General features: G+C 55.4%; 1 protein-coding gene. It reads left to right on the top strand.

Annotated elements, in window-relative coordinates; all coding sequences use genetic code 11:
* The coding region (locus SB765_RS32975) for a hypothetical protein (protein ID WP_410932942.1) at positions 1 to 242 on the top strand (242 nt) is incomplete at both ends.

A 242-nucleotide genomic window follows, 5' to 3' on the forward strand; every position in this document is an offset into this window, starting at 1 on the left:
GCAGGTGGCCTGCATATCATCGGTACCGAGCGTCACGAATCCCGTCGTATCGATAACCAGTTGCGCGGTCGTTCTGGTCGTCAGGGGGATGCTGGTTCTTCCCGTTTCTACCTGTCGATGGAAGATGCGCTGATGCGTATTTTTGCTTCCGACCGAGTATCCGGCATGATGCGTAAACTGGGTATGAAGCCAGGCGAAGCCATTGAACACCCGTGGGTGACTAAAGCGATTGCCAACGCCCA

It is taken from the genome of Pseudomonas sp. SIMBA_067 (genome assembly GCF_046534675.1).
Lineage (GTDB): Bacteria > Pseudomonadota > Gammaproteobacteria > Pseudomonadales > Pseudomonadaceae > Aquipseudomonas > Aquipseudomonas putida.